Origin of the sequence: Paenibacillus sp. Pae15, from assembly GCF_024519685.1 — a bacterium.
Classification (GTDB): domain Bacteria; phylum Bacillota; class Bacilli; order Paenibacillales; family NBRC-103111; genus Paenibacillus_G; species Paenibacillus_G naphthalenovorans.
This window is the reverse complement of the sequence record NZ_JALJRM010000003.1, coordinates 51,342-75,698: the sequence shown is the minus strand read 5'-3', so window position 1 is coordinate 75,698 and position 24,357 is coordinate 51,342. Positions and strand designations below refer to the sequence as shown.

Here is a 24,357-nt window from a genome sequence, read left to right as displayed (position 1 = left end):
TTTGCCTCGTATGTTAAGACGTATCGTATGAAATAAAATTTGCAGCATGACTTGATGAGGTGGTACATCATGTTAAAACAGGCAGCGGTCGCGGTTTGTTTTCTGTTTGTATTGTTGTCGCCGGTATTACCGCAATCTTCAACGATGGGCAGCGAGGGCTGGAGCGCTATAGCGATTCTGGTCTTGGCGGTCGTCCTTTGGTTAACCAACGTCATTCCAGCCTCCGTCACCAGTATGATGGTCGTCGTTCTCGTCTCGCTGCTGGGCATCCTGCCGTTCGAACAGGCTGCGCAGGCGCTGGGCGAAGAAGAAATATGGCTGATCTTATCCATGCTCATCATGGGAGTGGCGGTGGAGAAGTATGCTTTAGACAAGCGTCTTGCCTATAATATGCTGCTGTTGGCGGGAGGCAGCGTCAAATCGATTATCTTGTACCTGATTGTGATCGCATTTTTGCTTACGTTTTTCATGCCGAACGCATTGGGCCGGTTAACTGTGCTTTTGCCGGTAAGCATAGGGATGATTGAAACCATGAAAGAACAAGGTGGCGCCCATTTCGGGAAATTAGTGCTCCTCACCGTCACTTTCGTACCCTATGTCAGCACGATCGGTCTGCTTACGGGAGCCGGGGGCTCCATTTATGCCGTAGGATTATTTGACTCCATGTTAGGTCATCGGTGGAGTTATGTAGACTGGATGCTGTTGATGATGCCGATTGTCGTCGTTGTTCTCGCCGCTATGTGGATGCTGCTCCTTTATTTATTTCCGCCCGAAACAGCCGTATTGACCGGGAGCGATCGGTTTTTCAGACAGGAAAAAGAGAAGCTCGGCCCTATGACTGCAGCGGAGAAGAAACTGATTGCACTCTATCTGCTGCTTGCGCTTCTTTGGATGACCGGCAGTTTGCACCATCTTCCGATAGCCCTGACCGGCGTTCTGGTGGTCACGCTGTTGTTCATTCCAGGCATTCAATTATTAACCTGGAAAGAAGCGATGGGCAAGGTGGATTGGGGAGTTCCGCTGTTGTTTGCCGCCGGCTTTGCGCTGGCGGATGCTCTCAATGAAAGCGGCGTGGTAAGATGGGCCTCCGGTTTGGCCACGAGCTTATTGGCGGATCTGCCGGCAGCCATTCTCGCCGCTGCCATGATGACGGCCTTTATTCTTATTCGAATCGGATTTACCAACTATACCGCCATGGTGGCTTCCTTGCTTCCCGTGGCATTGACGTTCGCCGCCGGAAGCGAACTGAATCCGCTCTGGCTCGGGATGCTCTGCGTAGCGGCCAGCAGCATCGGTTATTTTATCCCGACCCAATCTGCCGGCAGCATGACTACCTTTGCTATGGGATATTACACGGGGAAGGATTATCTGGTCGTCGGCAGTTGGATCACCCTGCTTCTTTTCCTGATTACGATGCTTGCCGCTTTCTTCTATTGGCCGCTGCTCGGCCTGAGCGTATATCCCGGATAATTCAGATAGTTTAAAGCGATTCGGCACCCGAGCCAATGGAGTCAATCAAAGAAGAAGGCTGCACCGCACTTGCCCAAGCCGGTTAGCAGCCTTCTCGTTTGTTTTATAACGATTTGCGGTAAATCGCAAGGACATCTTCACGGTCGAGGGATTTGAAGTGTCCGAACACGCCCCTGGCCATCGCTTTGTCCGCCATCAGCTCCAACTTCTCTGCGTTGATGCCATAGTCCGCCAGCCGACTGGGTGCGCCGATGGAGGACCAGAAGGAACGAAGTGCCCGAATGCCTTCCAAAGCCGTTTCGCGGTCGCTCTTGCCCTGGGGATCAATCCCGAATACATTAACGGCGAATTGCTTGAACCGTGAGACGCCTTCATCCAGCACATGTTCCATCCAGTTAGGGAAAAGAATCGCCAATCCTCCGCCGTGCGGAATGTCGTAGACGGCGCTCACGGCGTGCTCAATGTTATGGGTAGCCCAGTCACCGCGGATTCCCATGGCAAGCGTGCCGTTTAAAGCCATCGTCCCGCAGTACAGAATCGTTTCGCGGTGTTCGTACTGCTTCAGATTTTCCAGCAGCTTGGGCGCTGTGGCGATCACGGTACGGAGAATGGTTTCACAAAACCCGTCCTGGACCGGGGTATTTCCGGTATGGTTGAAATACTGTTCTATCACATGCGACATGATATCGACGATCCCGTAAACCGTTTGGTCTTTGGGCACCGTATAAGTAAACTCGGGATTGAGGATGGAGAATTTGGGGAACACCAGCGGACTGCTCCAACCGTACTTTTCCTGCGTTTCCCAATTGGTGATAACGGAACCCGAATTCATCTCCGATCCGGTGGCCGCCAAAGTAAGCACCGTACCGAGAGGCAGGGCTTCTTCAGCCGTCGCCTTGCGTGTAATAATATCCCATACATCGCCTTTAAACTTGGCGCCAATGGCAATGGCTTTAGCACAATCGATGACGCTGCCCCCGCCAACGGCGAGAATGAAATCAATCCCTTCTTTTCGGCAGAGGTCGATCCCTCTTTGTACAGTGGTCAATCGGGGATTTGGTTCGACGCCGCTTAATTCATGCACGTGAGCATCAAAACCGTTCAACCGGCGCATGACTTCATCGTAAACCCCGTTTTTCTTGATGCTGCCTCCCCCGTAAACAAGCAGAATCTTCCTGCCGATGGGCGGGATTTGCGTACCGAGATGCTCCATTGTATCTTTACCGAAATAAAGTCGGGTCGGATTATAGTACATAAACGTATCCATAAGTTTCCTCCGATTGATTAGAATTTTGGATAGCAGGATCAAACCATTTCCTGGCTCCCCCCCATTATACCAAATGACTTCATCGCAACCAAAAAAATTAAGCCGGAGCAAGCTCCAAAAAGAATAAATTGTGCTATACTATTGCATGGAATTTACAAAACATTAATATTTCCAAAAGAGTGGGGAAAACATGGGAGAACTGCAACTTTCACTTCGTCGATACGGGCTTGTTACGGTGCGCCGTCTGCCCCTGCTTTTATGTTCTCTTTGGATTGTATTTTTGGTAGAGCTATTAAGCCGCGGCCAATGGCTGGATGCCTTCGGATGGACTTTCGATGCGGTCCCGGAGCTGCTTCTCAATACCTTGATTGTTTTAGGCTTATTGCTATTTCTAACGGCGCTCACGGGCAGCATACGTCTTTCGTTTTGGCTCATAGCCGCATTATGCTTAGCTTTCGGGCTGATCAGCGGAATTAAACTGGAAATTTTGGGCGTGCCTTTTTTGCCATGGGATTTGCTGTTGGCCAGCGAAACGAAAGATATGACACCGTATCTCGGCGGTCTGCTGAGCTTTACGGTCATGTCCGGGTTCATTCTATTCTTTGTGATCAGCATTCTGCTGCTTTACAAGCTTTCGAAGACAGCGCTTCAGATAGGCAGAAAGCAGCGGGTTGCGATGGGGCTGATTTCCGCCTTGCTGCTGGTTTCTATCTATAACGACGGAGAGCTCTCGTTAACCAGGCTGGCAAAGATCAAAAATATCGCATACGACCAAACGCTGAATGTAAAAACCAACGGCTTTTTGTTAACGACCATGATGAATTTAAAATATCTTTTCCTGAAAGCGCCGAAGGGGTACGATGAGTCCTCCATTCGGTCGATTGCCTCGGGCGTCACTCCTGCGGTAACGCAGGCGGGGGACGTCAAGCCTAATATTATTATCGTTTTGAGCGAATCGTTCTGGGACATCACCCGGGTTGAGGGATTGAAGTTTAGTCGGGATCCTCTGCCGTTCTACCATTCGTTAGTCGAAAAGTATACAAGCGGCACCCTGCTGTCCCCACAGTATGGCGGCGGGACCGCAAATGTGGAATTTGAAGTGCTGACGGGCAATTCGATGCGCTTTTTGCCGCAGGGCTCGATTCCGTATAACCAATATATCCATAAAGCAACCGATTCGCTTGCGAGCATTTTGAGGCGTCAGGGGTATGAAGCTACGGCGATCAACCCGTTTCACAGCTGGTTTTACAACAGCAAGAACGTATACAACCATTTCGGCTTCTCCAAATATATTTCGCAGGAATTTTTTGAACCGGATTACGAGGGACCTTATATAGCCGACCGGGCTGTGGCCAAATATATCATTCAATCAAGCGATGAGACGCCGGGACCCGATTTTGTTTTTGCCAATACGATGGAGAACCATTACCACTATTCCCCCGGGAAGTTCAAGGAAAATACGATTCAGGTGACCGGAGTGACCGGAGAGTCCAAGGGTCTTATTGAAACGTATGCGCAAGGGCTCTTGGGTGCGGACGATATGCTTAAGCGTTTGGTGACGCACTATGAGCAAAAGGGAGAGCCGACGATCATTGTTTTCTTCGGCGATCATCTGCCAAGTCTCGGGGATAACTACAAAGCGTATAAAGACTGCGGCTATTTGCAGGAGAACGACCCGAATTTTCTTGACAAAATGTATCGTGTTCCGGTTCTTGTATGGAACAATTATTTGCCGGAGCACAAGGAACAGTTAAATATGAGTCCATCATTTCTGGGGCCTTATGTGCTGAAGCTGGCGCAAAGACCCGGCAGCTATTATACCGATTATTTGTATCGGCTCGCTCAGCACACTCCCGTGATTCCTCCCAAAAATTACTATCCGCAAATGGGAATCGACGAGGAGGCGTTAAAGGAATATGAAAAGCTGCAGTACGATATTCTGTTCGGAAAACAATACGGCTATGGCGATTGGAAAAACACCATTAAAGACCCGGCTTATGTTTTAGGCTTTGGCGATCTGCAGATTGATCATGTTCATGTGAATGAAACCGGCCGGGAACGGATTGTCAAAATCACCGGCAGAGATCTGCCGCATAATAGTATCTTGCATATCAATGATAAACCGGTGAAGACAGCATGGACCGATAAACATGAATTGACGGCTATTGTCGAGCCGGAGACGGAGGCGGAGTTTCCCTGGAAGCTGGAGATTGTGGTCGAGGATTCCAAGGGTCATATCGTAGCCAAATCGAATGCTTATGTTCAAACCCGGATGACAGCAGCGGATATGCCATAAAAAGACCTTCAATACCTAACAGGAGTCTTCCATTCCGCGAGAAGCGCCTGGAAGCCGATATTTCCGGAACGGACTTCGGAACTGTCGGCTTTTTTCAATTTGGACAATACCCAGCGGCGATTATAATTGAACGTTGGCTGAAAAAATCGGATCCGCCGTGCCGCGGTCATTTCGATAATCTATTGACAGACGGTGGTATTCGGTGAAACAATAACATAAAGCGGAGGGAAGAAGCTGTCATGGCATTGGCATACCTTTCGTACACGATTGGGCAGACCGCGGCAGGAGGAGGACAGGCCCGTTTCGGCCCCGGTTTCCGGAGCGGACTGAAAAATAAGTCTTGCTGGTGAACGCTCCATCCGATATAGTAGAATAAACCTGAGTTACAACTCCAAAGAAGTGGGGGTGTCCATCCTTTGCCGATCATTCAGTCGGTCGAGAGAGCGCTGCGCATTCTGGATCTGTTCGACGAATACCATAAAGAATTGAAGATCACAGAAATCAGCAGCCGGATGGACTTGCATAAAAGCACGGTTCATTCTTTGTTAAAAACATTACAGGAATATCATTATATCGAACAAAATCCGGATAACGGCAAATACCGGTTAGGGATGAAGCTGCTGGAGCGAAGCAGCCGGCTGGTCCAAAGCCTGGATATTCGGCAGGCGGCCAATCCTTTCTTGCAGAAGCTTTCCAAAACGACAGGGCAAACCGCCCATCTGGTTATTCTGGACGGGAAAGAAGGCGTTTACATCGATAAGGTGGAAGGCGATAAAGCCGTCATACGGTATTCCCGTATAGGCCGACGCATTCCACTGCACTGCAGCGCCGTAGGGAAAGCCCTTATTGCCTTTAAATCGCCGGAGCAGATCCGCTCCATTCTTAAAGGGTACGAATATCAAAAGCACACGGAGAAAACAATCCGGACCGAAGAGGCTTTTTTACAGGAACTGGAGCGTGTAAGAAAGCGGGGATATGCTACGGATGATCAGGAGAACGAGCCTGGGGTTTTCTGTATCGCCGCGGCGGTCAGGGACCATTCGGGGGAAGTGATTGCGGCGATCAGCGTATCGATGCTCAAAGCGAGAGTGACGGATGAGGATAAAGAGGAGTACGTCAAGCTCCTGCTGCAGACCGTCGAAGAGCTTTCCGAGCGGATGGGATACGGCGTCATGCTCAAGTGAACACGCGGGCGGCAAGCTTGTATAAGCTTGACCCGTTTCTTTTTAGTTATATTATAAAACCAAGTTTTATAATATAAAACAATAACCGGGTAAAAGTCCGGTGGCAAAAGGGAGAGAATGACATGAGTGAATTATTGACATCTATCATGGGAACTCAAGGCGAACAATTATACCGGCTTCATACACATGCTCAAGGCCCTCAAGGTACGCTTCCACTGACGCCGGACATGCTGCTCCATGAGCCGAGCGGGAATCTGTTCGGGCTGACGCAAAACGTAGGGATGGGCTGGAAGCCGTCCGAACTGAACGGCAAGCAGGTGCTGCTGCTCAGCACCCAGGGAGGGATTCGTGCGGAGGACGGCCGTCCGATTGCGCTCGGGTACCATACCGGCCATTGGGAAGTAGGGCTGCTGATGCAGGATGCGGCCAATGAAATCCGGAAGATCGGCGGAGTGCCGTTCGCAGGGTATGTCAGCGATCCGTGCGACGGAAGAAGTCAGGGCACCGAGGGGATGTTCGACTCGCTGCCTTATCGCAATGACGCCGCTATGGTCTTCCGCAGATTGATCCGTTCGCTTCCCACACGCAAAGCGGTCATCGGCATTGCTACCTGCGATAAGGGCCTGCCGGCGATGCTGACGGCTCTTGCAGCCATGCGCGAGCTGCCATGTATCATTGTCCCCGGGGGAGTGACACTGCCTCCTTCAAACGGGGAGGATGCCGGTAAAATCCAAACGATCGGGGCGCGATACTCGAATGGAGAACTGTCACTGGAGGATGCGGCGGATCTCGGCTGCCGGGCATGTGCGACGCCCGGCGGGGGCTGTCAGTTTCTGGGTACGGCCGCTACGGCACAAGTCGTCGCCGAAGCGCTCGGACTGACTGTTCCGCACGCGGCGCTTGCTCCGTCCGGTCAGCCGATCTGGCATGAGCTCGCCCGCCAGTCGGCCCGCGCCGTCATGACGCTGGAGTCGAAGGGGCTGCGCACACGCGACATCGTCACGGATGCGGCCATTCGCAATGCGATGGTTGTCCACGCGGCCTTCGGCGGCTCCACGAACCTGCTGCTGCATATTCCGGCCATCGCTCATGCGGCCGGCTGCACTATCCCTGCCGTTCAGGATTGGGACCGTGTCAACCGCGATGTGCCGAGGTTGGTCAGCGTTCTGCCGAACGGTCCCGTGTACCATCCGACGGTCAGGGTGTTTCTGGCAGGAGGGGTGCCTGAGGTCATGCTGCATCTGCGCAAGCTCGGCTTGCTCGACGAATCGGTTCTTACCGTAACGGGCGAGACGCTGGGGACTGTGCTCGATTGGTGGGAGACCTCAGAGCGGAGGGCAAAGGTGCGCGAGGCGCTGCAGCAATTGGACGGGATCCGGCCCGATGAGGTCATCATGAGTCCGGAGCAGGCACGGGCCCACGGAATGACGTCCACCGTCACGTTCCCGACCGGAAATATCGCGCCGGAGGGCTCCGTCATTAAATCGACCTCCATCGATCCGACGGTTGTGGGACCCGGCGGCGTTTATCGCCATAAAGGGCGGGCGAAGGTGTTTACTGCTGAACGGGATGCCATCCGGGCCATCAAGACCGGAGGCATTGTGGCCGGCGATATTATGGTGCTGATCGGCCGCGGCCCGATCGGCTCGGGAATGGAAGAGACGTACCAGTTGACTTCCGCGTTGAAGCATCTGCCGTTCGGAAAGCATGTGACGCTGATTACGGATGCGCGATTCTCAGGTGTATCCACCGGCGCCTGTATCGGCCATGTAGGTCCGGAAGCGCTTGCGGGCGGGCCGATCGGCAAGCTGCGGGACGGCGACTGGATTGAAGTCGTGATTGACCGCGAACGGCTGCAGGGCAGCCTGCATTTTGTCGGCGAAGGGGACACCTTCTATACGCCCGAGGAAGGAGCCGAGGTGCTGGCCCGGCGATCGCCTCATCCCGGTCTCGCCCCTGACCCCGGTCTGCCGGACGATACCCGCTTGTGGGCGGCGCTCCAAGGGGCCAGCGGCGGAACGTGGCGCGGCAGCGTGTATGATGTGGACCGCATTATCACGCTGCTCGAAGCCGGCAAGAAAGCGCTTGGATGGTAAAACGTGCGGTGTGCTTGGCCGATGTACAGCGTTAAAGCAAACAGCCGAAGGGTGGCCTGACCCCTCGGCTGTTCAGCTTCAGGGCACAACTCGTGTCCGGTGCGCTTATCGGGAGCAAAGAGGTTTTACAAAAATAGGGTTGGCGTGATAGCATGAGGTCAAAGGTTCGCCTTAAAAGGTTTAAAGCATGGATGCTTTGAAGATGATTCTGATGAAAACAGGGGAGTTGTGATCATGGTTCAAGCCGGTCTTGTCGTTTGTGTAGGAGAGCTTTTAATCGATTTTTTTTGTACAGACATTGATGTCGATTTAAAGAAAGGCGCTAATTTTGTCAAGCAAGCCGGCGGAGCCCCTGCGAATGTGTCGGCGGCCGTCGCCAAGCTGGGGGGAAATGCGGCGTTTGTCGGCAAAGTAGGCAGCGATCCGTTCGGCGGGTTTCTGATCGAGGTGCTCGATCAGGCCGGCGTCGTTACGCGGATGATTTCCAAAGACGATACGGTGAAAACGACCATGGCTTTCGTTTCTTTGCAGAAGAACGGGGAGCGGGACTTTGTCTTTTACCGCGGCGCCGATGAGCGGCTGACCATAGCCGATGTGGATCTGGAGTACATATCCAAAGCGCGTGTGATGCATTTTGGTTCGGCAACAGCCCTGCTTGGCGGCGAATCCCTCGAAACCTATTTTGCACTGATCGATCAGGCCAAAACAGGCGGAATATTCGTCTCTTTCGACCCGAATTTCCGGACCAATCTGTGGCAGGGAAGAGAAGCCGAATTCATCGAGCGTTCGCGCAAAGGGATCGGACAAGCCGATTTCGTTAAGGTGAGCGACGAGGAGCTGCGTCTGATTACCGGGCAAGAAGATAGGCTGGAGGGCGTGCGGGACATGCATCAATGGGGGGCGCGCGTCATTGCCGTCACGCTGGGGAAGGAAGGGACGCTGCTTTCCGCCGCCGGGCAGCACGCCGTGATTCCGAGCGTCGCCATCAAGTCTGTCGATTCCACCGGTGCCGGAGACTCGTTTGTGGGCGCAACCTTGTTTCAACTGGCGTCCGCGAAGGACCCGCATGCTTTGTGCGACAACTTTGAAGCGTGGAAGAGCATCATTGCCTTCTCCAATAAAGTGGGAGCCATGGTTTGTACGAAAGTGGGGGCGATTGCCGCGCTGCCGTCTCTGGAAGAGGTGGAACGGTTCGGTTAAGAGACGGGAGGGCCCTGAGCTTACCGATGATGCGCGGGGATTTGCTTGCGGCAGAGCTTTTTCGATGCTTCTTGCACAAATGCGAAACTGGTTTTCACATATGAAAAAAAGATTTATAAAAAACATTTATATAAATATCGTTGACACACATTCATTATGTAATTAGACTGTGAAATAATGCATAAATTTAACTATTTTTGATTTCATAGTTTGCATTAGGATTTTCTATATCGAAAGGAGAAATGAAGAATGAGTGGTCAGACAAGCGGAAGTTATACAATTATTTTGCGAATGGAGCTGGAACCCAACGTAGCATTCATTCAAATCGCTAATGCAATTCATGAAAAAGGCGGCGAAATCGTTGCCGTAGATATTGTGAACCGAAGCAAACAAAAAACGATCAGAGATATCACGGTGTCCGTTTCAAACAGAGAAACCGAGGCTGAATTGATTGAAAACGTTCGCAACGTGCCGGGGATTAAAATCGTCAACATATCCGACCGTACCTTCCTGATGCATTTGGGAGGAAAGCTTGAAGTTCGTTCGAAGGTTCCGATTAAAAACAGGGATGATCTGTCCCATGTATATACACCGGGTGTAGCCCGTGTATGCATGGCGCTTCATGAAGATCCTTCCAAGGCTTATTCGTTAACCATCAAGCGGAATACGGTGGCGGTCGTCTCCGATGGTACCGCTGTACTCGGGTTGGGCGATATCGGTCCGATTGCCGCGATGCCGGTGATGGAAGGTAAAGCGATGCTGTTTAAAGAAATGGCGGATATCGATTCCTTTCCGATTTGTTTGGATACGAAGGATACGGAAGAAATCATCAGGATTGTGAAGTCGATCGCACCGGCGTTCGGAGGCATTAACCTGGAGGACATTTCCTCGCCGCGCTGCTTTGAAATTGAAGAAAGATTAAAAAAAGAACTGGATATTCCTGTTTTTCATGATGACCAGCACGGAACCGCCGTGGTGATGCTGGCGGGATTGATCAACGCATTGAAAATTGTGAACAAGCAAATCTCTGACATTAAAGTGGTGTTCAGCGGAGTCGGCGCGGCAGGCGTGGCTTGCACGAAAATGCTGATCGCGGCCGGAGTCAAGCATATCGTCGGTGCGACGAGATCCGTAGGTATTATCAACCGCAACGCTACATACGAAAACCCCATGCTGCAATGGTATGCGGAGAATACGAATCCCGACAATGTGACGGGAACGTTATCCGACGCGATGCAAGGGGCGGATGTATTTATCGGCTTGTCCGGTCCCGGCGTGATTACGGTAGACGATTTGAAAAAAATGGCCAAAGACCCGATTGTCTTTGCGATGGCCAATCCGACTCCGGAGATTTTACCGGAAATTGCGGAGCCATATGTACGCGTCATGGCTACGGGAAGATCCGATTACCCGAACCAGTTGAATAATGTGCTGTGCTTCCCGGGGATTTTCAGAGGTGCATTGGATTGCCAGGCTACCATCATTAACGAGGAAATGAAACTGGCGGCCGCCTATGCGATCGCGTCTATTGTAGAGGACGCCGAACTGAACGAGCAGTATATTATCCCAAGCGTGTTCAATAACCGTGTGGTTGAGGTTGTCAGAAGAAAAGTCATTCAGGCGGCAGTGGATACAGGGGTAGCACGCAAAGTTCCGCATGAATTTGCATAATCCATCGTCATTCCAAAGTTGTAAAACAAGCCGTCTTTGCGGTTGGCCGCAAAGACGGCTTGTTTTTTTGCTTGCCCATCGGTCGATTCGGAGAAAAAACGGTGCGTGCGAATAGCGGCAGGTTCGGATAAGGCATAATAAGACGAACCCCGTGCATTATATTTTAAACGTAAGGATGAGCAGCTTGAGAAAGATAGCGTGCGGCTTCAAACTCTGTTTCATGCTATTCCTGCTGACCTTGTCGGCCTCCCTCTTGGCACAGCCGCTGGCCGCGGCTCCGAAATCGGACAAGACCAAAATCGAAATAACGGATGGATTGGCAGAAGAAGGCGTCTATTTGATCATCAATAAGACCTCGAACCGGTTGACCGTAGTTCTGAACGGACGGGTTGCGTATTCCTTTCCTGTCGCTACCGGCCGGACAAAGCAGCTCACTCCTACAGGGCGCTTTCATATTGTCACCAAGATCGTCAAGCCATGGTACGTGCGCAAGCGAATCCCCGGCGGCGATCCGCGCAATCCGCTCGGCAGCCGGTGGATGGGGATTAATGTGCCGGGAACGGGCGGCTATACCTATGGTATTCATGGAACCAACCGGCCGTATTCGATCGGCAGCAGCGCATCTTCGGGTTGTATTCGGATGCATAACAGAGATGTCGAATGGCTGTTCAGACATATTCCGCTGGGCACCGTGGTGATTATTCGGGAGTAGCAGGCTTAACGGTAAAAGGTCAGGTAGGGCTGCGACGGGCAAATCAGCGGGTCATACCGGGCAACCATTGAAAAGGGACTCCGAAAGGGGTTCTTTTTTTACCTAAAAGGACGGGGTTAAATTTTCTTCAGCCAAAGCGATGGGCGAATGATGTCGCAATTGCTGCCGCAAGGCATACCATAGAGTAACCTCCAAAATTTTTCACGGACGGGGGGCGTCAACTATGGATCAGTCCATGCCCGTGCTGCTGATTATCTTGCTTTTTTTACTGCTGGTGATCACCCTTTTGCTGCTGTATTGACCGGAAAGAGAAGACGCTCTGACGAAGAAACAGCCCGATCCGCTTTAGGGTGGACCGGGCTGTATGATTTTAGAATCCTTTATATTGCGGCTCTTCATTTTCAAGCTGCTGCACGCGTGAGCTGACTTGATCCACAATCGCTTGTGTTTGCTGGGCGCAATTTTCAAACAGCGTCTTGGCTTCCTGATTTTGCGTCTCTAACGCAAAGCTTTCAAGGCTTGCTTGCGCGCTCTTGAGGGATGCCAGCGTCGTCTTTACTTGGGATGCAACGGTCATTGATATCACCTCCACAAAAAATAATATGGCTCAGTCTTGAGGATTTATGAATGTAAAAAAACTCCTATTAATAACAAAAGGGATTTCGGCAAATAATTGAAACGTTACGTTTTAACCACCGGAAAGGGAGAGAATCCATTGCATGATTGGGCGCATATCGCGATCCGTTCGGCAGGAGCCATTACGATTTTATTTTTAATCACCCGTATACTTGGCAAAAAGCAAATTTCTCAGTTAACCTACTTCGAATACATACTCGGTATTGCGCTTGGTGAACTGATCGGATTTATGTCCATTGATCTCGAATCGCCTTTTATGTACGGCGTGATGGGACTTTTAGTCTGGTTTTCCATTCCTTATATCCTCGAAATCCTTGCCTTAAAAAGTAACCTGCTGCGGAAATGGTTCGACGGCACCGGAACCGTGATGATCAAGGATGGAAAAATTATGGAAGACAATTTGAAAAAAGAACGTTATACCGCCGATGAGCTTTTGGAGCAGCTGCGGATCAAAGGTGTCTTTAACGTGGCTGATGCGGAGTTTGCCGTTCTTGAGCCAAGCGGGGATCTCAGCGTTTTGTTAAAGCAGGAACAACAGCCTTTGACTCCGCAGCATTTGGGCATTCGGGTTGCGCCGCAGCGGGAAAGCCAGACGGTCATTATTGACGGGAAAATCAGGGACGAGCCTTTGGCTACGGCAGGGCTCAGCCGGGAATGGCTTCAAACGGAATTGGAGAAAATAGGCGTTACCTTGGAAAATGTGTTTGTCGGACAAGTGGATTCGTATGGTCAGCTGTATGTTGATTTATACGACGATATGCTGAAGGTTCCGCCAATGAATCAAAAGCCGCTGCTGCTGGCTACTTTAAAAAAGTGCGAAGCGGATCTGGCGTTGTTCGGGCTGTCTACGACAAACGAAGAGGCAAAACGAATGTATGAACAAGGTATGGAGAAAATAAAAGACATTATCGGGCAGGTCGAACCGTTATTGAAACGCTGAACAGAAAAGGGGGATGCGAAAATGACCACCAAATCGAAAATGAAGAAATTGACCTGGACGCAGCAGGAATACCAAGAGCTTGCCAAAAAGCGGGAGCCGGCCCGGCCGGTGCTGAAAAATTGCCTGAGGGCCTTTGCGGTCGGAGGCTTTATATGCTTGATCGGCCAAGGAATAATGGAAGTGTTCATCCGGTGGTTCGGGTTCACAGAGAAAACAGCTGGCAACCCGACGGCCGCCGTGCTCATCTTCATTTCGGTTTTGCTGACATGCTTTGGGGTATACGATAAAATCGCCCAATGGGCGGGCGCCGGGTCCGCCGTTCCTGTGACGGGCTTTGCCAACTCGATATGTTCTGCGGCTTTGGAGCATAAAAGCGAAGGCTACGTGCTCGGTGTCGGCGGAAACATGTTCAAGCTGGCCGGCTCTGTTATCGTATTCGGAACCGTGTCGGCCTTCGTCATCGGCCTTATTCACTTGATTCTTGGAATGGAGGGCCGTTAAATGCTAAAGGGATATCAGAGCTGGGAGTTCAAGAAGCGTCCGGTCATCATGGGAACGGCGACCATCGTAGGGCCGGATGAAGGCAACGGACCGCTGGGAAACGAATTCGACATTGTGCATGCCGATACCAAGCTCGGACAAGACAGTTGGGAAAAAGCCGAGAAAAAAATGCTGGAAGAAGCTGCCCAGCTTGCATTGGAGAATGCGGGGGTGACCAAGGAGCATATTCAATTTTATGTCGGCGGCGACTTGTTGAACCAAATCATCAGCAACAGTTTTGCCGTGCGGACGATGCAAATTCCTTATCTCGGTATTTTCGGCGCTTGCTCTACTTCGATGGAGGGATTGGCTTTGGCTTCCATGATCGTGGATTCGGGCTATGGCTATCAAGTGTTAACGGGAACGTGCAGTCACAACAGTACCGCGGAAAAGCAATTTCGTTACCCTACGGAATACGGCTCGCAGAAGCCTCCCACCGCCCAATATACGGTTACGGGAGCGGCTTGTGCGGTTGTGGGGAACCGGGGCAAGGGACCGGTCGTAACAGGAGCTACGATCGGGCGCGTCATTGATATGGGGATCAAGGACCCTTTTAATATGGGTGCGGCGATGGCCCCGGCGGCCGTCGATACGCTGCAGTCACATTTCCGTGATTTCAAACGGGAGCCGGGCTATTATGACTTGATTTTAACAGGCGACCTGGCGAGTGTAGGCTATGAAATTGCATGCGAATTACTGGAAAAGCATAAGGTGCCGATCAAGCAGACCCGTTACTACGACTGCGGTCTGATGATGTACGATTTGGAAAAGCAAAGCGTCCAAGCGGGAGGGAGCGGCTGCGCCTGCTCGGCTACCGTAACCTACGGTCACGTCTTGAAACGGATCCAAAAGGGAGAACTGAAAAGGGTGCTGATCGTTGCGACGGGAGCGCTGCTCTCCCCGCTTTCGTTTCAGCAGGGGGAGAGCATTCCCTGCATTGCACACGCGGTAGCGATTGAAAGCGAGGTGAATTAGCATGAATTGGATGCAGTTTGTCTGGGCTTTTCTCATCGGCGGGGCGATCTGTGTGCTGGGGCAATTGATGATGGATATCATGAAGCTGACGCCGGCGCATACCATGACCACTTTGGTGGTAGCCGGAGCCATCGTGGACGGCATTCAGATCGGCGACAAAAGCTTGTATGAACGCTTTATCGAGTTTGCCGGCGCCGGGGCTACCGTGCCGATTACCAGCTTTGGCAATTCCCTTGTGCACGGAGCGCTGAGCGAATTGAAAACGCATGGCGCAGTCGGAATCATCACGGGCATCTTTGAAGTAACCAGCGCGGGGATTTCTGCGGCCATCATTTTTTCATTCCTGGCCGCCCTCGTATTCAAGCCGCAAGGATAACGGCGGCAGCGGAGACGGAAGCTCCGAGAACCTTGGAAGCGCGCGGCGCCAACGCCCGGCCCTGAGGTTTTCGGGGCTTTTTTGCCATCATTCAAAATCATTTTTATACGTGTACTCCGGTTCCTGATTCCTGTACAATAGGAAGTAAGTCTCTTGTATTTTGTGCACATGTTACAATTGTTACAATAGCATTACAATTTGATTTCATTTGTTAAATCGACACGATTTTGTAGAACCTTAGGCTCTTTATTTGCGTAATAAATTTAATTCATGCTTAGTTAAGACTTATTAAGGAGGCCGGACGATGGAGACGATGATCAGAGAAGATATACTGGCGATTAGGCGGATACAGGCAAATTTGGAATCCTGCATTTTCGGAAAAAGAGAAGAAATTCAGCTGCTTTTAACCGCGATGCTGGCAGGGGGCCACGTGCTGCTTGAGGATGTGCCGGGCACAGGCAAGACCGTGCTGATCAAAGCGCTCGCCAAATCGATCCGCGGCCAATATCGCCGCATCCAATGCAACCCCGACCTCCTTCCTACCGATATTACAGGCGTTTCCATTTATCATCCCAAGGAGGAAGTGTTTTTGTTCCGTCCGGGTCCGATCATGACCAACATCCTGCTTGTCGATGAAATCAACCGGGCAACGACCAAGACGCAGTCCGCCTTGCTGGAAGCGATGGAGGAGAGGCATATTACGGTGGATGGAGAGTCCCATGATCTGCCAAAACCCTTCCTGATGCTGGCAACCCAGAATCCGATCGATTTCGAGGGTACTTATGTTTTGCCGGAGGCCCAGTTGGACCGTTTCATGATGAAATTCAGTCTCGGCTATCCCGATGCGGAAACGGAAACGAAAATGATCGTATCCCAAAGCATATCCCACCCGTTGGATGCTCTGGAGCCTGTTGCGGAAGTGGAGCAGATTTTGGCCATTCAAGAGCAAGTGAAGCAGGTTCATCTGGATGAAGCGGTGGCAAGGTACCTGGTATCCGTTATCCGGCTGACCCGCGAACATCCGTCCATCTATCTGGGAGCGAGCCCGCGTGCGACGCTGGCGCTGGTGCAGGCGGTCAAAGCCTTCGCTTTGCTTCAGCAAAGAGATTACGTCCTTCCGGACGATATTAAATTTTTGGCGCCTTATGTGCTTGGACACCGGATGATCCTGCAGGCGGAAGCACGGATGGAAGGGGTCACCGTATCGTCGGTGCTGCAATCGGTGTTTCAACAGGTGAAAGTGCCGGTACGTTTGGAGAAGTGAATATGCTGAGACCTTCTTTCGCTTTTAAGCTGGCGGGACGCTCGGGGTCCAGCCGCAAGCTCTGGGCCGTGCTCTCGGTTTTGTTGGGCAGCCTGGGATTTTTGCTGTTTCAGGGCGGAAAGCTGGCCTTGATGCTGTTTGTTGTCATATTTATACTCAGCGTTTATTTGCTGCTCGGCCAGTGGAGCGGGATCAAGCGCACGAAAGGAATCCGGACGCTGAAGCACAACGAATTCGGAACGACGATCGAAGCCGGCAGCACCCTTGAAGTGACAATCCAGCTGCAAATCCCGGGATTTTGGCCGATGCCTTACTTGTTCGTCAAGGATCGATTAGTTCATAAAAGCGGCCGGGAGCTGACGTTTGAGGCGACGGTTGTGCCCGATTGGAAAAGACGCGCGCAATGGGAGTACAAAACGCCGGCGATGCGCCGCGGGCACTATGTGTTCGGGACCACGGAATGCGTAACCGAGGACGTGTTTGGGTTGTTCGAGCATAAGGGAGAGCTTGAGCTGCCTCAAAGCATCTCTGTTCTTCCGCAAACCGTGCCCATACGGGAATGGCAGCAGTTTCATCAGATGGTTAAAGGAACCAATCACCAATCCTCGACGACACGTGCCGCGCGGGAAACCACACAAATTAACGGTGTCCGCGAATACATTTACGGAGACCGGCTCTCGCGGATTCACTGGAATGCGACCGCCAAGACCGGAACCTGGAAATCGAAGGAGTTTGAGCGGGAATCGCTTCCCAAGACCTATTTGTTTCTGGACCGCAGTCTGCGGTCTTATCAGGATCCCGATCCGTTCGAGCTGGCGGTTTCGGCGGCCGCCTCGATGTTCCAGTACGGCGCTCATCGCGGCCTGGCTCTTGGGCTTATTTCCTGCGGGGCGGACGATAAGTATTTTGAACCGAGACCGGGGCAGGCGCAGTACCATGCCGTAATGCAGCATCTCATTGATGTGGAGGCGGACGGAGTATACGGCGCGCGGCAGGTGCTGATGGAGAAAATCCATATGCTTGCGCCGGGCAGCTTCATTAAGCTGATCAGTCCGGTTTCGGGGGATGGCATGCTTGAGCTGCTTGTCTGGCTCAAGCAGCAGCAAATGAAACCCTGCCATCTGTGGGTCAACCCGGATGCCGCCCGCAGGGAAGCTTGGGTCAAGCAGCTCAAGTCCCGCGGCATCGTTTGTTATGCGGTGCAGCATTTGTCGGAGCTGCCTTTCCAGTTGGGAGGTGGGAGATGATGAACGAAAAACCGCTTGCCTGGTGGAAGCGCTTGTTGTTTCACGATTGGCCGCATCGGGTTACGGTGCTGTTGTGCGGCTTGTTTTTGCTTCAGTTTACGATCTGGTTCTCCAAAGAAGACGGCCTGTGGCTGCAGGAGACGGTTGTTATCGTTCAGCTGACGCTGCTCGTCATTTTTATAATGGAGCATGTTCCGCTTATCCATTGGCTTCTTCGCGGCGCGTTGGAGCTCGGTGCCATTATTGTTATCAATATCCAGGTGCTCGAACGGTACGAGGTGATCGAGCCCATGCCGTTCTCCAGCTTTTTATCTTCCCAGCTGTTTTTGAACCTGTACGATCTTACGCCTTACTTATGGTTCGCCCTTGGCGCCTGGGTCGCTTATTTGACCACGATCTGGTGGGTGGAAGCAAAGTGGCGGATTTATATTCTGCTGGTTCTGACGGTTCTGGCGATGTGTATCCGCGATTCGTTTTCGGCCATTTATTTATGGCCGCAGGTGGCTGTCGCCGTCGCTTGCGGGCTGTTCCTGCTGATTTTATGTCACTTTATGCAGCTTCGGCGCAAGGATTCGTCGGCTTGGCGGAAGCTGGCCGACTACCCGGCATCGATTGCGATTCCGGTCGTTTCACTCGTATCCCTGACCATATTTATCGGGGCGCTGATGCCGGAGGTAGGTCCGACGCTAACGGATCCTTATACGGCATGGCGCAATTTCAAAGGGGAGCCGATGAATTTTACAACCGGCAAGGGAATCCAGGTATCTGCTGTTGTGGACGCGACGGATTCTTCTTCCGGTTACAGCCGCAACGACTCTAATCTCGGCGCAGGGTTCCAATTTGACTACACGCCGGTCATGACCGTAGAAACGACGCACAGGGCCTATTGGCGCGGTGAAACCCGTTCGCTTTACACCGGGAGAGGCTGGGAGGAAAGCGACGGCGAACGCCGGGGAGCCTGGAATAACGTGCGCCCGGACGCTCCCGTTCCTGCCGATCCGAGGTATCCGGCGGGAAATCGGAAAACCGTTGAGGTGACGCAAACGGTGACCATGCTCACAGATGAGCGGTATCCCGTTTTCTTTGGCGCCTATGCCGTGCAAAAAGTAACCGGCATTAACGGAGCGAAGAGCGGATTTGAAGCGCTGCAATGGTCCGCCCGGCAGTCGGAGCTGAGATACGGCGAGCATCAGCCTTATCCGAAGACGTATACGGTGGTGTCCCACATGCCGGTAGTCGACGAGGCGGCTTTGCGCGCACTGCCGATGGAACCGGTACGGCAGGGGATGAATGAGTTTTTGCAGCTGCCGGACCATTTGCCCGAACGTGTGCGCACGCTGGCAGCCGAGATTACCAGAGAGGCTGCGAATCCGTACGATAAAGCCAAGAGAATCGAGCAGTATCTCCAGTTGAATTTTCCTTATACGAACAGACCCGACTTGTCCAAGGGCCGCAGCCGCGACTTCGTCGACCGCTTCTTGTTTGAAATCCGGGAGGGGTATTGCGACTATTATTCCACTGCCATGGTGGTGATGGCCCGTTCTGTGGGCCTGCCGGCCCGTTGGGTGAAGGGCTATGCTTCCGGTGCGGCGGAAATGAACGGGGAATTGTTCGGCATGTTCCCGGACGAGGTTTCGGCCAATACCGATGCCGGCGGAGTGTATACCGTACGGAACTCGGATGCCCACTCCTGGGTGGAGGTCTACTTCAACGGCTATGGCTGGATTCCGTTTGAGCCGACCGCCGGATTCGCTCTGCCAACGGCGACGGCGGAGGCCAATCCTGCAGTCGACGTTTCCGAAGCTCCGGGTCCCATCGTAACCGAGACGGAAGAAAATACGCCCGTCGTCGGGCCGCATCATGTCGCCACAGGAGGCATCCTTGCTGCGGCTGCACTGCTTGCCGCTTTTCTGGTTTGGAAATTTCAGCTCATCGAGCTGTGGAGAGAGCGGGAGCGCAGGCGCAGAGCTTCGCTGATGAAGCAGAAAGTCATTGTGGAGTGTGAGCGGCTGCTCCGTATTTTCCGACGCAACGGCTACGTGCGCGAGGAATACGAAACGCTCCGGGAAGCGATGCAGCGCTGGACGAAGCAAAGCGGATGGATGAAATCGGAGCTGGATGCCGTGCTTTCTGTTTTTGAAAAAGCGAAATACGGGAATGCGGAAATTACCGAAGAGGATTGGCGTCAAACGACGCAAATCGTAGAAAAGCTTCGTTCTCAGATGTAGCTTGAATCAAAGGCTGGACGGCTTCGGGCTGCCGGCCTTTGAGGGTATTCCTTTTTGCAACAAAAAGGAGTATTATGGTATAGTTTGACGTATACAGCCTAATGTCTTTCGAGGTGAACGCTTTGCTGAAAAAGCTGATTCCACGCAAACAAGTGAATTCGATTTATGAAATAAAACTCGACGAATTATGGGAGCAGGGGTATCGGGGCATCATTACGGATTTGGACAATACGCTGGTAGGGGCCAAGGCGCCGCTGGCTACGCCGGAGCTGATCGATTGGCTCAAGGTAGTGGCGCACGTGGGCTTTCAGGTGGTCGTCGTCTCCAACAACCAGCGGACGAGGGTGACCAAGTTCGCGGAGCCGTTATCTCTGCCTTTTATTTACCGGGCCAAAAAGCCCTCGAGCGCATCCTTTCGAAAAGCGCTGCAGATGATGAATTTAAGGGCGGAAGAGGTCGTTGTGATCGGCGATCAAATGCTGACGGATGTGCTGGGGGGCAACCGGATGGGCTTGTATACCATTCTGGTGGTTCCGATTTCGCTGGGCGACGAAGGGTTTTTTACGAAGGTAAACCGCCGAATCGAGAAAGCGGCTTTAACGATCATGAAAAGGTAGGGAATCCATGACGGATCAAAAACAAATGAGAGAAGATGCGTTACACTGTACAGGCTGCGGCGTGGCGCTCCAAACCCAAGACGCCGAGAAGCTCGGCTATGTGCCGGAGCAGGCGCTGACGCGAACGCCGGTCATTTGCCAACGGTGCTTCCGCATAAAGCATTACAACGAAGCTTCCAGTATTACTTTAAATCAGGATGATTTTCTTCGCCTGCTTACGCATGTAGGCTCGACGCAGTCGCTTGTTATCAATATTGTCGATTTGTTCGATTTCGAGGGCAGCATGATTTCGGGACTTCCGCGCTTCGTCGGAAATAACCCGATTGTGCTTGTAGTCAACAAAATCGATTTGTTGCCCAAGGCGACGAACTATAACCGGATCTTAAACTGGGTGCAGCGCCAGGCGAAAGAAGCGGGACTGAAGGTTGCCGAGGTCGTGCTGTGCTCCGCAAAGAAAAACATGGGCTTCGAACGGGTCATTGAAGCGTTGGATAAACACCGCCGCGGCCGTGATATTTATGTGGTCGGCGCAACGAATGTAGGCAAGTCGACGCTGATTAACCGGCTGATCCGGGATTACAGCGACCTGGACGCGGAGCTGACGACTTCGCAATACCCGGGCACGACGCTGGATCTTGTCCGGATTCCGCTTGAGGACGGCGCATCCATCATCGACACGCCCGGCATTGTCTATCAACACCGGCTGACGGAGCTTGTGAGCAAGAAAGATCTGGCGAAGCTGATGCCGGACAAGCCGGTCAAGCCTTTGGTGTTTCAGCTAAACGAGCGGCAGACGATTTTCCTGGGCGGGTTTGCGCGGTTTGATTTTGTACAGGGAGCCCGGCAGTCCTTTACTTTCTATATATCCAATGCGCTTCAGGCTCACCGGACCAAGCTGGAGCGTGCGGATGAGCTGTACGAGGAGCACAAGGGCGGGCTTCTGTCACCGCCTGCCAGGGAGGAGCTGGACAAGCTGCCGAAGTGGGTAAAGCATCCGGTACGCATTCCGAAGGGTTCGAATCTGGATGTGTCCATTTCCGGAATCGGTTGGGTAAAAGTGAACGGCGAGGCCGGAGCGGATCTGGTTATTCACGTGCCTAAGGGCGTAAAGGTTGCCGTCAGGGAGCCGCTCATTTAAACTTTTGCTTCAGATTGTTTGCAATGGCAGCCAATGGGAGGAACGGGAAACGATGAGCAAGCACAAGCTGGATAGTCATACGATGTTGTACGGCGTTTTTGGGGATCCGATCCGGCATTCGAAATCTCCGATCATGTTGAACAGGGCATTTGAAGAAACAGGGCTCAATGCGGCTTACGGGGCGTTTCACATTTTGCCGGGAACCTTGAAGGACGCGGTCGCAGGGATTCGGGCGCTTCAGTTCCGGGGGGTCAACGTCACGATTCCGCACAAAGTGGAGGTGATGTCGTATTTGGACGAGATCGATGAAGCAGCCCGCGTCATCGGCGCCGTCAATACGATTGTAAACGAAGGCGGCAAGCTGATCGGATATAATACCGACGGCATCGGTTACATCCGTTCGCTCAAAGAAGAAACGGGCATCGATTTGAAAGGCCGCAAGGTGCTGATGATCGGAGCGGGGGGCGCCGCACGCGGCGTCGGTTACGCATTGGTCAAGGAAGGCGTGGAGCATATCTGGATTGCCAACCGGACGAAGGAGAAAGCGTTGGAGCTTGCGGCTTCCATGAGCGGGTTCGGAAGCGTATCCGGTCACGGACTGGACGAGGCAGGCAAGCTGGCTGGCGAGGCGGGGCTGATTGTGAACAATACGCTGCTCGGCATGCATCCGAATGTGGACGGGGTGCCTATGGACGTAGAGCTGATCAAGCCGGGAACGGTGGTCAGCGATTTGGTGTATAATCCCCTGGTTACCCGTTTTTTAAGAGAAGCCCGGGATCTTCGCGGAGCGACCGTTCACAGCGGCTTGGGCATGTTTATTTATCAAGGCGCCTATGCGTTTGAATACTGGACCGGTCTCCCGGCTCCGGTTGCAGCCATGCGGGAAGCGGTGCTGCAGTCTTTTGAAGAGCGGCAAACTTAAGTCAATCATGGAATTCATCCATAGAATAGAGGTAGAAGGACTGGCATGTTAACAGGTAAACAAAAGAGGTATCTGCGCTCGCTGGCGCACCATTTGAACCCGATATTTCAGGTCGGCAAAGGAGGAGTGAACGATCATTTGATCCGCCATATCAGCGAGGCGCTGGAGGTGCGGGAATTGATCAAGGTCTCGGTACTCAACAACTGCCTGGAGGATCCTAAAGAGGTGGGGGCGGAGCTCTCGGACGGCGCGGGTGCAGAGCTTGTGCAGGTCATTGGAAAAACCATTGTGCTGTATAAAGAATCCAAAGAACAAAAAAAGATCGAGCTTCCGGTATAAGCTTTAAGCTTCAAGCGAAGCCGGGATGGATAATGCAAAGAGGGGGAGCCGGATGAAAATCGGCCTGATGGGAGGAACCTTCGATCCCGTTCATATCGGCCATTTGATCGCAGCCCAGAGCGTTTACGAGGAGCTGGAGCTGGATGAGGTTTGGTTTATGCCAACGTCCATGCCGCCGCATAAGGAACAGGTTCCCGGAGCTTCTCCGGAGCAGCGATGGCAGATGGTGTGCCTTGCCGTAGAAGACCACCCGGCTTTCAAGCCATCGGATGTCGAACTGCGCAAAGGCGGCATATCCTACAGCATCGAGACCGTACTCATGCTCCGTTCCCGGTACCCTGAACATGAGTTCTATTACATCATTGGAGCGGATATGGTGCAGTATTTGCCCAAATGGTACAGAATCGACGAGCTGATCAAGCATGTGACCTTTGTCGGATTGCGCCGCCCGGGGTATGAAACCGGCTGCGATGCACTGCCTGCCCCGATCAGGAAGGCTGTTCGTTTAGCCTCTATGCCGCAAATTGAGCTATCCTCTACGGGGATCAGACAGCGGCGCGCGGAGGGCCGGTCGGTGCGTTATATGGTGCCCGACCGGGTAAATGACTATATCGAGGTGAATCGTCTTTATGAAGCGTGAAGACCTGATGGAATCGGTCCGTTCGCAAATGCCGGAGAAGCGCTGGGTGCATACGCTGGGCGTGATGGAAACGGCTGTCAGGCTGGCGGAGCGGTTCGGAGCGGATCCTGTCAAAGCGGATCTGGCGGCTATTCTCCACGATGTGTGCAAATATTGGCGGGTGGACGAGCAAGCGCGGATTATTCGGGAGAACGGTTTGCCTCTTGATCTTCTGGAATATGACAAGGAGCTTTGGCATGCGCATGCGGGCGCCTGGCTGGCTCGTGAACGGTACGGCGTGGAGGATGAAGAGGTGCTGGATGCGATTCGCTACCATACCTCGGGGCGGGGTCAGATGACCCTGCTGGACAAGGTGGTTTGCCTTGCCGATTACATGGAGCCCGGGCGGGACTTTCCAGGCGTGCATAATATTCGCGAAATCGCCGAATATAGTTTAGAGAAGGCGCTGCTTGCCGGATTTGACGGAACGATAAGGTTTTTGCTGGATAAAGGAAAACGGATATATCCGCTGACGCTGGCCGCTCGCAATGGTTTGATTGTAGAGCTGGAGCAGCAGGACGGCGGAATGGTACAGAAGAGCTGAAACATTTGTATAGTTA

Annotated in this window: 22 protein-coding genes; 20 read left to right on the top strand and 2 right to left on the bottom strand. The window is 52.6% G+C overall.

The genetic code is table 11. The annotated features are described in order from the left end of the window. Window positions 1–69: 69 nt before the first annotated feature. Window positions 70–1,470, top strand: a complete 1,401-nt coding sequence (locus NR121_RS03390; protein WP_256830493.1) for an SLC13 family permease — start codon at window positions 70–72, stop codon at window positions 1,468–1,470. A gap of 103 nt (window positions 1,471–1,573) precedes the next feature. Here NR121_RS03390 and NR121_RS03385 read toward each other — a convergent pair whose 3' ends face one another. Next, the gene (locus NR121_RS03385; protein ID WP_054820146.1) at window positions 1,574–2,737 is read right to left on the bottom strand and encodes an iron-containing alcohol dehydrogenase; all 1,164 of its coding nucleotides are present in this window, start codon (window positions 2,735–2,737) and stop codon (window positions 1,574–1,576) included. Window positions 2,738–2,927: 190 nt separating this feature from the next. Here NR121_RS03385 and NR121_RS03380 point away from each other — a divergent pair, with 190 nt between their 5' ends. From NR121_RS03380 to NR121_RS03355, 6 genes are all read left to right on the top strand, one after another. After that, entirely contained in the window at window positions 2,928–5,033 is a 2,106-nt protein-coding gene (locus tag NR121_RS03380; protein ID WP_082660672.1) for an LTA synthase family protein, read from the top strand. Between the two features lie 416 nt (window positions 5,034–5,449). Continuing rightward, window positions 5,450–6,217 (top strand): IclR family transcriptional regulator, encoded by a 768-nt coding sequence (locus NR121_RS03375; protein WP_062407459.1) that lies wholly within the window; start codon window positions 5,450–5,452, stop codon window positions 6,215–6,217. A gap of 122 nt (window positions 6,218–6,339) precedes the next feature. Further along, entirely contained in the window at window positions 6,340–8,313 is a 1,974-nt protein-coding gene (locus NR121_RS03370) for a YjhG/YagF family D-xylonate dehydratase (protein ID WP_062407461.1), read from the top strand. Window positions 8,314–8,547: 234 nt separating this feature from the next. Then, window positions 8,548–9,513: a carbohydrate kinase family protein gene (locus tag NR121_RS03365; protein WP_256830489.1), complete on the top strand. Its 966-nt coding sequence runs from the start codon at window positions 8,548–8,550 to the stop codon at window positions 9,511–9,513. 249 nt (window positions 9,514–9,762) lie between these two features. Beyond that, window positions 9,763–11,184 carry an NAD-dependent malic enzyme gene (locus NR121_RS03360; protein WP_062407465.1) on the top strand — a complete coding sequence of 474 codons (1,422 nt, stop codon included), beginning with the start codon at window positions 9,763–9,765 and terminating at the stop codon, window positions 11,182–11,184. 184 nt (window positions 11,185–11,368) lie between these two features. Continuing rightward, window positions 11,369–11,896, top strand: coding sequence for a L,D-transpeptidase (locus NR121_RS03355; RefSeq protein WP_235594251.1), 528 nt, complete (start codon window positions 11,369–11,371; stop codon window positions 11,894–11,896). A gap of 370 nt (window positions 11,897–12,266) precedes the next feature. Here NR121_RS03355 and NR121_RS03350 read toward each other — a convergent pair whose 3' ends face one another. Continuing rightward, on the bottom strand, window positions 12,267–12,473 hold the full coding sequence (locus NR121_RS03350) for a DUF1657 domain-containing protein (protein ID WP_054818526.1): 207 nt from the start codon (window positions 12,471–12,473) through the stop codon (window positions 12,267–12,269). Window positions 12,474–12,611: 138 nt separating this feature from the next. Here NR121_RS03350 and NR121_RS03345 point away from each other — a divergent pair, with 138 nt between their 5' ends. The 13 genes from NR121_RS03345 (at window position 12,612) to yqeK (ending at window position 24,341) form a co-directional block, all read left to right on the top strand. Further along, window positions 12,612–13,472 (top strand): DUF421 domain-containing protein, encoded by an 861-nt coding sequence (locus tag NR121_RS03345; RefSeq protein ID WP_062407467.1) that lies wholly within the window; start codon window positions 12,612–12,614, stop codon window positions 13,470–13,472. A gap of 21 nt (window positions 13,473–13,493) precedes the next feature. Then, window positions 13,494–13,973, top strand: coding sequence for a stage V sporulation protein AC (spoVAC, locus tag NR121_RS03340; protein WP_062407469.1), 480 nt, complete (start codon window positions 13,494–13,496; stop codon window positions 13,971–13,973). Next, window positions 13,974–14,987, top strand: a complete 1,014-nt coding sequence (gene spoVAD / locus NR121_RS03335; RefSeq protein WP_062407471.1) for a stage V sporulation protein AD — start codon at window positions 13,974–13,976, stop codon at window positions 14,985–14,987. Between the two features lie 10 nt (window positions 14,988–14,997). Continuing rightward, window positions 14,998–15,363, top strand: a complete 366-nt coding sequence (gene spoVAE / locus NR121_RS03330; protein ID WP_062410852.1) for a stage V sporulation protein AE — start codon at window positions 14,998–15,000, stop codon at window positions 15,361–15,363. 304 nt (window positions 15,364–15,667) lie between these two features. Then, window positions 15,668–16,627: an AAA family ATPase gene (locus NR121_RS03325; protein WP_054818528.1), complete on the top strand. Its 960-nt coding sequence runs from the start codon at window positions 15,668–15,670 to the stop codon at window positions 16,625–16,627. A gap of 2 nt (window positions 16,628–16,629) precedes the next feature. Beyond that, window positions 16,630–17,874 carry a DUF58 domain-containing protein gene (locus tag NR121_RS03320; RefSeq protein WP_256830486.1) on the top strand — a complete coding sequence of 415 codons (1,245 nt, stop codon included), beginning with the start codon at window positions 16,630–16,632 and terminating at the stop codon, window positions 17,872–17,874. Further along, a complete protein-coding gene (locus tag NR121_RS03315) occupies window positions 17,871–20,102 on the top strand; it encodes a transglutaminase TgpA family protein (protein ID WP_256830485.1) in 2,232 nt (743 codons plus the stop codon). The genes NR121_RS03320 and NR121_RS03315 overlap by 4 nt, the downstream gene beginning before the upstream one ends. 122 nt (window positions 20,103–20,224) lie before the next feature. Then, window positions 20,225–20,719, top strand: coding sequence for a YqeG family HAD IIIA-type phosphatase (locus tag NR121_RS03310; protein ID WP_062410855.1), 495 nt, complete (start codon window positions 20,225–20,227; stop codon window positions 20,717–20,719). Between the two features lie 7 nt (window positions 20,720–20,726). Then, window positions 20,727–21,857, top strand: coding sequence for a ribosome biogenesis GTPase YqeH (yqeH, locus tag NR121_RS03305; RefSeq protein ID WP_062407474.1), 1,131 nt, complete (start codon window positions 20,727–20,729; stop codon window positions 21,855–21,857). A 52-nt stretch (window positions 21,858–21,909) separates the two neighbouring features. After that, on the top strand, window positions 21,910–22,779 hold the full coding sequence (locus tag NR121_RS03300; protein WP_256830482.1) for a shikimate dehydrogenase: 870 nt from the start codon (window positions 21,910–21,912) through the stop codon (window positions 22,777–22,779). 45 nt (window positions 22,780–22,824) lie between these two features. Continuing rightward, window positions 22,825–23,118 carry a ribosome assembly RNA-binding protein YhbY gene (gene yhbY, locus NR121_RS03295; RefSeq protein ID WP_256830481.1) on the top strand — a complete coding sequence of 98 codons (294 nt, stop codon included), beginning with the start codon at window positions 22,825–22,827 and terminating at the stop codon, window positions 23,116–23,118. Window positions 23,119–23,170: 52 nt separating this feature from the next. Continuing rightward, the gene (locus tag NR121_RS03290; protein ID WP_256830480.1) at window positions 23,171–23,758 is read left to right on the top strand and encodes a nicotinate-nucleotide adenylyltransferase; all 588 of its coding nucleotides are present in this window, start codon (window positions 23,171–23,173) and stop codon (window positions 23,756–23,758) included. Further along, window positions 23,748–24,341 carry a bis(5'-nucleosyl)-tetraphosphatase (symmetrical) YqeK gene (gene yqeK, locus NR121_RS03285; RefSeq protein ID WP_054818530.1) on the top strand — a complete coding sequence of 198 codons (594 nt, stop codon included), beginning with the start codon at window positions 23,748–23,750 and terminating at the stop codon, window positions 24,339–24,341. The genes NR121_RS03290 and yqeK overlap by 11 nt, the downstream gene beginning before the upstream one ends. The last annotated feature ends 16 nt before the right edge of the window (window positions 24,342–24,357 follow it).

Coding starts and splice junctions, on each gene's coding strand:
- NR121_RS03385 (WP_054820146.1), bottom strand. CDS start 2,737: ATGGATACGTTTATGTACTATAATCCGACCCGACTTTATTTCGGTAAA.
- NR121_RS03320 (WP_256830486.1), top strand. CDS start 16,630: ATGCTGAGACCTTCTTTCGCTTTTAAGCTGGCGGGACGCTCGGGGTCC.
- NR121_RS03315 (WP_256830485.1), top strand. CDS start 17,871: ATGATGAACGAAAAACCGCTTGCCTGGTGGAAGCGCTTGTTGTTTCAC.
- NR121_RS03380 (WP_082660672.1), top strand. CDS start 2,928: ATGGGAGAACTGCAACTTTCACTTCGTCGATACGGGCTTGTTACGGTG.
- yhbY (WP_256830481.1), top strand. CDS start 22,825: ATGTTAACAGGTAAACAAAAGAGGTATCTGCGCTCGCTGGCGCACCAT.
- spoVAC (WP_062407469.1), top strand. CDS start 13,494: ATGACCACCAAATCGAAAATGAAGAAATTGACCTGGACGCAGCAGGAA.
- NR121_RS03325 (WP_054818528.1), top strand. CDS start 15,668: ATGGAGACGATGATCAGAGAAGATATACTGGCGATTAGGCGGATACAG.
- NR121_RS03350 (WP_054818526.1), bottom strand. CDS start 12,473: ATGACCGTTGCATCCCAAGTAAAGACGACGCTGGCATCCCTCAAGAGC.
- spoVAD (WP_062407471.1), top strand. CDS start 13,974: ATGCTAAAGGGATATCAGAGCTGGGAGTTCAAGAAGCGTCCGGTCATC.
- NR121_RS03370 (WP_062407461.1), top strand. CDS start 6,340: ATGAGTGAATTATTGACATCTATCATGGGAACTCAAGGCGAACAATTA.
- NR121_RS03365 (WP_256830489.1), top strand. CDS start 8,548: ATGGTTCAAGCCGGTCTTGTCGTTTGTGTAGGAGAGCTTTTAATCGAT.
- spoVAE (WP_062410852.1), top strand. CDS start 14,998: ATGCAGTTTGTCTGGGCTTTTCTCATCGGCGGGGCGATCTGTGTGCTG.
- NR121_RS03300 (WP_256830482.1), top strand. CDS start 21,910: ATGAGCAAGCACAAGCTGGATAGTCATACGATGTTGTACGGCGTTTTT.
- NR121_RS03360 (WP_062407465.1), top strand. CDS start 9,763: ATGAGTGGTCAGACAAGCGGAAGTTATACAATTATTTTGCGAATGGAG.
- NR121_RS03290 (WP_256830480.1), top strand. CDS start 23,171: ATGAAAATCGGCCTGATGGGAGGAACCTTCGATCCCGTTCATATCGGC.
- yqeK (WP_054818530.1), top strand. CDS start 23,748: ATGAAGCGTGAAGACCTGATGGAATCGGTCCGTTCGCAAATGCCGGAG.
- NR121_RS03390 (WP_256830493.1), top strand. CDS start 70: ATGTTAAAACAGGCAGCGGTCGCGGTTTGTTTTCTGTTTGTATTGTTG.
- yqeH (WP_062407474.1), top strand. CDS start 20,727: ATGACGGATCAAAAACAAATGAGAGAAGATGCGTTACACTGTACAGGC.